The sequence below is a fragment of the Mycobacterium pseudoshottsii JCM 15466 genome (assembly GCF_003584745.1).
Classification (GTDB): Bacteria; Actinomycetota; Actinomycetes; order Mycobacteriales; family Mycobacteriaceae; genus Mycobacterium; species Mycobacterium marinum.
Genome location: NZ_AP018410.1, coordinates 4404212 through 4412856, shown reverse-complemented (window position 1 = coordinate 4412856; position 8645 = coordinate 4404212). Strand labels below are relative to the sequence as shown.

Below are 8645 nucleotides of genomic sequence, written 5' to 3'. Positions count from 1 at the left end.
GGCCCCGTCAGCGTGCAGCGAACCGGGATGCCGGAGCGGCGTAAGCCGCCCGTCAGCCGGCGTCGCGGGCCCAGGTTTCGCCCTAGCTAAATTTGGTCAAACTGCTGCAGCGTTCCGATCTCTATGTCACTTACCAGCTCTGGCAAATTTTTGTTCAGGTAAAAATGGTCGCCGGGAAACTCGCGGAGCGAAAAGTCTCCGGTGGTGCGCTCGCGCCACGGTTCCATGTCTTCTCGGGTGGCAATCCAATCTTTGCTCCCGATAAATGTGTAGATTGGGCACGATAATTTGTTTTCCGGTGGGCAGCTATAACCGGCGATGGCTCGAACTGCCCTCAATGTCGGCAGGACTCCCACTCGAAATTCTTCATCGTTGAAGAATTCTGGATCGGTTCCAGTTGCCCGGGCGACGAGGTCGAGCATCTCGTTATCCGAGTAGCCCTTGAGTTGCTTGTACTTGATGTGACCCGGCGCCGAGCAGGCGGACAGAAACAGGGCAAGTACCCGATATCCCGCCGCTTCGAATCGCAGTGCCACTTCGAAGGCCAGCATTCCGCCCATGCTGTGACCGAAAAGCGCGACCGGAGTGTCAATCCGAGCCGCTGGCTTCATGATCGCGAAGATTTCCTCGGCGAGGCCGGGGATGCTTTCCAGTGGTGGCAGGCCGTACCCGTCCTGCTGGCCGGGGTATTGGACGGCTACCCGCTTCACTTCGCCGGAAAACTCCTTAGCAAATGGAACGTAATCCTTCGCCGTTCCACCGGCATGTGGGAAGATGTATAGCGTAGGTGCAGTTAGCTTTTCGTCGCTTTTACTGTTGCTTGAGCGCCCGTTCACGGGGTCACCATACCTTGGTTTACAAACCGCTTGTATCGGCGTTCTTGCTCGTCGTGGTGGTTAGCCGACTCACTGGCGCGGTGCCGCGCGGGCCCGGCGATGACCGCTTCGGGGGCCACGCCCGCCGGCCCGGCCGGCCGCTGGGCGTGGCCGTGTGCTGCGGGAACCGCCGTATCGCGGGTCGCCGAGGCTGCGTTGAAATCTGGAAATAGACCCGACACACCGGTGCCGAACCATCGTCACAGGGATAACACCGGGCACACTGGTAACAACAGCAGTGCCAGTGATACCAGGAGGGTATGGTCGTGTACCGAGTCTTTGAAGCGCTCGACGAATTGGGCGCAATCGTCGAAGAAGCCCGCGGCGTGCCGATGACGGCCGGATGCGTTGTGCCCCGCGGCGACGTGCTCGAGCTGCTCGACGACATCAAAGACGCGATTCCGGGTGAACTCGACGACGCCCAGGATGTGCTCGACGCGCGCGACTCAATGCTGCAGGAGGCCAAGGCCCATGCCGACTCGATGGTGTCCTCGGCGACCACCGAGTCGGAATCGATGCTCAACCACGCCCGTGCGGAGGCTGACCGGATTCTCTCCGATGCGAAAGCTCAGGCCGATCGGATGGTTGGTGAGGCGCGCCAGCACAGCGAACGGATGGTGGGGGAAGCACGCGAGGAGGCCATTCGTATCGCGGCCGCGGCCAAGCGCGAATACGAAGCGAGCATGAGTCGGGCCAAGTCGGAATGCGATCGGCTCATCGAAAGCGGCAACATCTCTTACGAGAACGCCGTGCAGGAGGGCATCAAAGAACAGCAGCGCCTGGTTTCGCAGAACGAGGTGGTCCAGGCGGCGAATGCGGAAGCCACCCGGCTGGTCGATACCGCCCACGCCGAGTCCGACCGGCTGCGTGGTGAATGCGATGTCTATGTGGACACCAAACTCGCCGAGTTCGAGGAAATGCTCAACGGCACGCTCCGTTCTGTCGGGCGGGGACGCCACCAGCTACGCACCGCGGCCGGTACGCACGACTACGCCACGCGCTAGTCGCGAGCGGGCGCCGGGAGGCCGGGCAAACCGGATGGCGCCAGATCGCGGGCTCGCGCCGTAGGATTTCGTCTATGGCAAGGCAGCGCAGCCAGACAAAATCGGGACATGTAAGTAGCCCCTTGACGGTCGACATTGCACGACTCGGGCGCCGCCCCGGGTCGATGGTCACCGTGCACACCACTGTGGACAGCCCCTCACGCATCGGGCTGGACCTGATCGCGATCGACAAGGGTGCGCCGGTGGAGCTCGACCTGCGGGTGGAGTCGGTATCGGAGGGAGTGCTGGTGACAGGGACCGTCGCCGCGGACACCGTCGGTGAGTGCTCCCGCTGCCTTACTCCCGTCACCGGCAGCGTGCAGGTGCACCTGACCGAGCTATTCGCCTATCCCGACAGCACCACCGAGGCGACCACGGAGGAAGGCGAGGTCAGCCGCGTCGTCGACGAGAGGATCGACCTCGAGCAACCGATCATCGACGCCGTCGGTCTGGAACTGCCGTTGTCGCCGGTGTGCCGGCCCGATTGCTCGGGACTGTGCCCACAGTGCGGTGTCGCCTTGGATGCCGAGCCCGGTCATCACCATGACCAAATCGATCCGAGGTGGTCCAAGCTGGCCGACATGTTCACCCCCGACGGCCCCGAGGCGACGGGGCGGGGTGGGCGGTGAGCGTGTCACGGCAAGCGCTGCTCGACGCGGTGGGCGTCGAGCTGCCTGAGGAACTTGTCACGCTGGCGTTGACGCATCGCAGCTACGCCTATGAGAACGGCGGGTTGCCGACCAACGAGAGGCTGGAGTTTCTGGGCGACGCGGTGCTCGGGCTGACGATCACCGACGAACTCTTCCACCGGCACCCGGAACGCTCGGAAGGCGACCTGGCCAAACTGCGGGCCAGCGTGGTCAACACTCAGGCGCTGGCCGATGTGGCGCGCCACCTGTCTGACCACGGTCTGGGTGCCCACATGCTGTTGGGGCGGGGTGAGGCCAACACCGGTGGTGCCGATAAATCCAGCATCCTGGCCGACGGCATGGAATCGCTGCTGGGCGCGATATACGTGCACCACGGCATGGAGGTGGCGCGCGAGGCGATCCTGCGCATCTTCGGTCCGCTGCTCGACGCGGCACCCACGCTGGGCGCCGGATTGGATTGGAAGACCAGCCTGCAGGAGTTGACCGCCTCGCGCAGTCTGGGCGCCCCGTCCTATGCGGTGACATCCACCGGTCCGGATCATCACAAGGAGTTCACCGCGGTGGTCGTGGTGAACAACACCGAATACGGATCGGGTGTCGGGCGTTCCAAGAAGGAAGCCGAGCAGAAGGCGGCGGCCGCCGCCTACCAGGCACTCGAACGTCTGGAAGTCCTCGACGGCGCCATGCCCGGCAATTCGTCGGCCTAGATGCCCGAGCTGCCCGAAGTCGAGGTGGTGCGGCGCGGCCTGCAGGACCACGTGGTGGGCAAGACGATGACCGCGGTGCGGGTCCACCACCCCCGTGCGGTGCGCCGCCACGAAGCCGGGCCGGCCGACCTGACGGCGCGGCTGCTCGGCGCGCGCATCAGCGGAACCGATCGGCGCGGCAAGTACCTGTGGTTGACGCTGGACGCTGGGGCGCCCACGACCGGGCGCGATGATCCGGACGCCGCGCTGGTGGTGCACCTGGGGATGAGTGGGCAGATGTTGCTGGGGGGTGTTCCACGCGCCGAGCACGTGCGGATCTCCGCCGTGCTCGATGACGGGACGGTGCTGAGCTTCGCCGACCAACGGACCTTCGGCGGGTGGCAGCTTGCCGACCTGGTGAGCGTCGACGGCAGCGTGGTACCGGCGCCGGTCGCGCACCTGGCGCGTGACCCGCTTGATCCGCTATTCGACGTTGACTCCGTCATTAAAGTGTTGCGGGGCAAGCACTCTGAGATCAAACGCCAACTCCTCGACCAGCAGGCGGTCTCGGGAATCGGGAACATCTACGCGGATGAGGCGCTGTGGCGGGCCAAGGTGCATGGCGTCCGGGTGGCCGCCACGCTGACCCGTCGGCAACTGGGCGCGGTCTTGGATGCGGCCGCCGATGTGATGCGTGAGGCGCTGGCCAAGGGCGGTACCTCGTTTGATTCGCTGTATGTGAACGTCAACGGTCAGTCGGGTTACTTCGACCGATCGCTGGACGCCTACGGCCGCGAAGGAGAACACTGCCGGCGCTGTGGTGCGGTGATGCGTCGAGAAAAGTTCATGAACCGCTCGTCGTTCTACTGCCCGAGATGTCAGCCGCGGCCCCGCCGGTAGCCAGAGTTGAGTTCGTGGGGGGTGACCTGGCGCCGTCCGGGGGCGGTAGTGGTGTCCGGAGGCGGCACCGCAATTTAGTAGAAAGAAGCCATGACGCAACTGTGGGTCGAACGCACCGGTGCTCGCCGCTATACCGGACACAGCTCGCGGGGTGCGCAGGTACTCATCGGCTCGGAGGACGTCGATGGGGTGTTCACCCCGGGCGAGTTGATGAAGATTGCGCTTGCCGCGTGCAGCGGCATGTCCAGTGACCGGCCGCTGGCTCGTCGTCTCGGCGACGACTACCAAGCCGTGGTCAGGGTTTCCGGTGCCGCCGACCGCGATCAGGAACGCTATCCGCTGCTGGAGGAGACCCTGGAGCTGGACCTGTCGGGTTTGTCCGAAGAGGAGAAGGAGCGCGTGCGCGTGGTCGTCGACCGGGCCATCGACCTGGTCTGCACCGTGGGCCGCACGCTGAAGTCGGGCACCGTGGTCAACTTCGAGGTCGCCGATGTCGCGCCCGTGTCACAGCCGGATGTGCGGCCGACCGCATGGGTGCACGGTCACGTCCAGGGGGTCGGTTTCCGCTGGTGGACCCGCTGCCGGGCGCTGGAGCTGGGCCTGACCGGTTACGCCGCCAATCACGCTGACGGCCGGGTGATGGTGGTCGCCCAGGGGCCGCGCGACTCGGGTGTGCAGCTGCTGCGGCTGCTCGAGGGAGATACCACTCCCGGCCGGGTGGACAAGGTCGTCGCGGACTGGTCGCAACGGGTTGAACCGATCAGTGGGTTCAGCGAGCGATAGCCCGGGCGGCGAGACGCACCGCGACTGAGGGTGCGCGGGTCCGCCAGCTTGCGGGGGACCGGGTGGGGCGAATGCGCTGCTAGGTAGTCTGGCTGGTCGTGTACCTCAAGAGTCTGACGCTGAAGGGCTTCAAATCCTTCGCTGCGCCGACGACTCTGCGCTTCGAGCCGGGCATCACGGCCGTGGTCGGGCCCAACGGATCCGGCAAGTCCAATGTGGTGGATGCCCTGGCCTGGGTGATGGGGGAGCAGGGCGCCAAGACCCTGCGTGGCGGGAAGATGGAAGACGTCATTTTCGCCGGTACGTCGTCGCGGGCACCGCTGGGGCGCGCCGAAGTCACGGTCACGATCGACAATTCCGACAACGCCCTGCCGATCGAGTACACCGAGGTGTCGATCACCAGGCGCATGTTCCGCGATGGCGCCAGTGAGTACGAAATCAACGGCAGCAGTTGCCGGTTGATGGATGTCCAGGAACTGCTGAGCGACTCGGGCATCGGCCGTGAGATGCATGTGATCGTCGGTCAGGGCAAGCTGGACGAGATCCTGCAGTCGCGACCGGAGGACCGCCGCGCATTCATCGAAGAAGCCGCGGGTGTGCTCAAACATCGCAAGCGCAAGGAAAAGGCCTTGCGCAAACTCGACGCGATGTCGGCCAACCTGGCCCGGCTCACCGACCTGACCACCGAACTGCGTCGCCAGCTCAAGCCGTTGGGCCGACAGGCCGAGGTGGCCCGCCGTGCCCAGACCATTCAGGCCGATCTGCGCGATGCGAGGCTGCGGCTGGCCGCCGACGATGTGGTGAGCAGGCGCGCCGAGCGCGAAGCCATTTTCGAAGCCGAGGCGACGATGCGTCGCGAGCACGACGAGGCCGCTGCCCGCCTGACCGTCGCGGCCGAAGAGTTGGCCGCTCACGAGGCGGCGCTGGCCGAGCTCACGTCCAGGGCGGAGTCGGTTCAGCACACCTGGTTCGGGTTGTCGGCATTGGCCGAACGAGTGGGCACCACGGTGCGCATCGCCAACGAGCGTGCTCAGCATCTCGACGTCGAGCCGGTGACCAACAGCGACACCGACCCGGACGCGTTGGACGCAGAGGCCGAGCAGGTCGCGATCGCCGAACAACAGCTGCTGGTCGAGCTGGCCGAAGCCCGCGACCGGCTGGATGCCGCGCGCGCGGAGTTGGCCGACCGTGAGCATCGTGCCGCCGAGTCCGACCGCGCGCACCTGGCAGCGGTCCGCGCCGAGGCCGACCGCCGTGAGGGGCTGGCGCGCCTGGCCGGACAGGTGGAAACCATGCGGGCGCGCGTCGAATCGATCGACGACAGCGTTGCGCGGCTCTCCGAGCGCATCGAACATGCCGCCGCCCGGGCCCAGCAGACCCGCGCGGAGTTCGAGACCGTGCAGGCCCGCGTCGGCGAATTGGATCAGGGCGAGGTCGGTCTGGACGAGCAGCACGAACGCACGGTGGCGGCACTGCGGCTGGCTGAGCAGCGGCTCGCCGAACTGCAGGTCGCCGAACGTGACGCCGAGCGGCAGGTGGCGTCGCTGCGGGCCCGCATCGAGGCGCTGTCGGTGGGTCTGGACCGCAAAGACGGCGCGGCGTGGCTGGCCCGCAATCACAGCGACGCGGGGCTTTTCGGATCGGTTGCCCAGCTGGTCAAGGTGCGTTCGGGTTACGAGGCGGCAGTTGCCGCAGTGCTCGGGTCTGCGGCCGAGGCGCTGGCCGCCGACAGTTTCGGGGCAGCCCGCAGCGCGGTCACCGCGCTCAAGCAGGCCGACGGCGGCCGCGCCGCGCTGGTGCTGGGTGACTGGCCGGATGCCCACGACCACCGGGCGGCCGGTGGCCTGCCGTCCGGGACGCTGTGGGCGCTGGATTTGATCGAGGTGCCGTCGCGGTTACGGCCAGCGATGACGGCGATGCTCTCGGGCGTTGTCGTGGTCAACGACTTGTCCGAAGCGCTGGATCTGGTGCAGGCCCAACCTCAACTGCGTGCGGTCACCCTCGACGGTGATCTGGTGGGTGCCGGCTGGGTGAGCGGCGGTTCGGACCGCAAACCCAGCACGCTGGAGATCACATCGGAGATCGACAAGGCCCGTAGCGAGCTGGCCGCCGCGGAGGTGCGGGTGGCGGAACTCGGTGCGGCGCTCTCGGGCGCGTTGACCGATCAGACCGCCCGCCAGGATGCGGCCGAACAGGCTTTGGCGGCGCTCAACGAATCCGACACCGCCATTTCGGCGATGTATGAGCAACTGGGCCGCATCGGACAGGATGCGCGTGGGGCCGAGGAAGAGTGGACCAGGCTGCTGCGACAGCGTGAGGAATTAGAGGTTGGGCGAACGCAGACCCTCGAAGAGGTCCTCGAGCTGGAGAGCCGGCTGCGCAACGCTCAAGAGTCCCAGCACGTCCAGGCTGCCGAACCGGTCGACCGCCAGGAGATAGCGGCGGCTGCCGAGAGCGCGCGCGCCATTGAAGTGGAGGCCAGGCTCACCGTGCGGACCGCCGAGGAGCGTGCCAACGCGTTGCGCGGGCGGGCTGACTCGCTGCGCCGGGCCGCCGCGGCGGAACGCGAAGCCCGGGTGCGCGCCGAGCTTGCGCGGGCGGTTCGATTGCGCTCGGCGGCGGTGGCCGCGGCCGTCGCAGAATCCGGGCGGCTGTTGGCGTGGCGGTTGAACCGGGTGGTCGACGCGGCATCGCAGCTTCGTGACGAGTTGGCGGCCGAGCGGCAGCAGCGTTCAGCGGCGATGTCGGCGGTTCGCGAAGAAACCAGCTCGCTGAGCGCCCGAGTGGCCACACTGACTGATTCGCTGCACCGTGACGAGGTGGCAAATGCCCAGGCGGCGTTGCGAATTGAGCAAGTCGAACAGATGGTGCTCGAGCAGTTCGGGATGGCGCCCTCAGATCTGGTCGCCGAGTACGGCCCAGATGTTGCGCTGCCGCCCACCGAGCTGGAGATGGCCGAATTCGAACAGGCCCGCGAACGTGGCGAGCAGGTCGTCGCGCCGGCCCCGATGCCTTTTGATCGCGCCACCCAGCAGCGCCGCGCCAAACGCGCCGAGCGTGAACTGACGGAGCTGGGCAGGGTCAACCCGCTGGCCCTGGAAGAATTTGCTGCGCTAGAGGAGCGCTACAACTTCCTGTCCACCCAGCTCGAGGACGTCAAAGCGGCCCGCAAGGATTTGCTGGATGTGGTTGCCGACGTCGATGCCCGCATCCTGCAGGTGTTCAGCGACGCCTTCGTCGACGTGGAACGTGAGTTCCAGATCGTCTTCAGTTCGTTGTTCCCGGGGGGTGAGGGCCGGTTGCGGCTCACCGCGCCCGAGGACATGCTCACCACCGGCATCGAGGTGGAGGCCCGCCCGCCCGGCAAGAAGGTCTCCCGGCTGTCGTTGCTCTCCGGTGGTGAGAAGGCGCTGACCGCGGTGGCGATGCTGGTGGCGATCTTCCGGGCCCGTCCGTCGCCGTTCTACATCATGGACGAGGTGGAGGCGGCCCTCGATGACACGAACCTGCGCCGGTTGATCGGCCTGTTCGAGATGCTGCGGGACCGATCGCAGCTCATCATCATCACGCACCAGAAGCCGACGATGGAAGTCGCCGATGCGCTCTATGGGGTCACCATGCAGGGCGATGGCATCACCGCGGTGATCTCGCAGCGGATCCGCGGTCAGCAGGTCGATCGGCTGGTTGCCAACTCGTCGTAGCGTTCGG

At 66.4% G+C, this 8645-nt stretch carries 7 protein-coding genes and 1 pseudogene; 7 read left to right on the top strand and 1 reads right to left on the bottom strand.

Going from position 1 to position 8645, the window contains the following annotated elements; translation table 11 throughout:
- Positions 1 to 86 precede the first annotated feature (86 nt).
- Positions 87 to 872 carry a thioesterase II family protein gene (locus MPSD_RS20055; protein ID WP_036426411.1) on the bottom strand — a complete coding sequence of 262 codons (786 nt, stop codon included), beginning with the start codon at positions 870 to 872 and terminating at the stop codon, positions 87 to 89.
- A gap of 269 nt (positions 873 to 1141) precedes the next feature.
- On the opposite strand from MPSD_RS20055, the gene sepIVA reads away from it, so the two are divergent.
- The 7 genes and pseudogenes from sepIVA to smc all read left to right on the top strand — a co-directional run bounded on the left by sepIVA (position 1142) and on the right by smc (position 8638).
- Entirely contained in the window at positions 1142 to 1879 is a 738-nt protein-coding gene (sepIVA, locus tag MPSD_RS20045) for a cell division protein SepIVA (RefSeq protein ID WP_015355171.1), read from the top strand.
- A gap of 74 nt (positions 1880 to 1953) precedes the next feature.
- Positions 1954 to 2547: a YceD family protein gene (locus MPSD_RS20040; protein WP_051153652.1), complete on the top strand. Its 594-nt coding sequence runs from the start codon at positions 1954 to 1956 to the stop codon at positions 2545 to 2547.
- Complete coding sequence (rnc, locus tag MPSD_RS20035) at positions 2544 to 3275, top strand: ribonuclease III (RefSeq protein ID WP_020786545.1); 732 nt, start codon at positions 2544 to 2546, stop codon at positions 3273 to 3275. The genes MPSD_RS20040 and rnc overlap by 4 nt, the downstream gene beginning before the upstream one ends.
- The gene (mutM, locus tag MPSD_RS20030; RefSeq protein WP_086085322.1) at positions 3276 to 4154 is read left to right on the top strand and encodes a DNA-formamidopyrimidine glycosylase; all 879 of its coding nucleotides are present in this window, start codon (positions 3276 to 3278) and stop codon (positions 4152 to 4154) included.
- Positions 4155 to 4244: 90 nt separating this feature from the next.
- Positions 4245 to 4649: pseudogene (locus tag MPSD_RS29640) on the top strand (OsmC family protein); the annotation flags it as partial.
- Positions 4650 to 4655: 6 nt separating this feature from the next.
- On the top strand, positions 4656 to 4937 hold the full coding sequence (locus MPSD_RS29635) for an acylphosphatase (protein WP_232022893.1): 282 nt from the start codon (positions 4656 to 4658) through the stop codon (positions 4935 to 4937).
- Between the two features lie 98 nt (positions 4938 to 5035).
- Positions 5036 to 8638, top strand: a complete 3603-nt coding sequence (gene smc / locus MPSD_RS20020; RefSeq protein ID WP_020786548.1) for a chromosome segregation protein SMC — start codon at positions 5036 to 5038, stop codon at positions 8636 to 8638.
- The last annotated feature ends 7 nt before the right edge of the window (positions 8639 to 8645 follow it).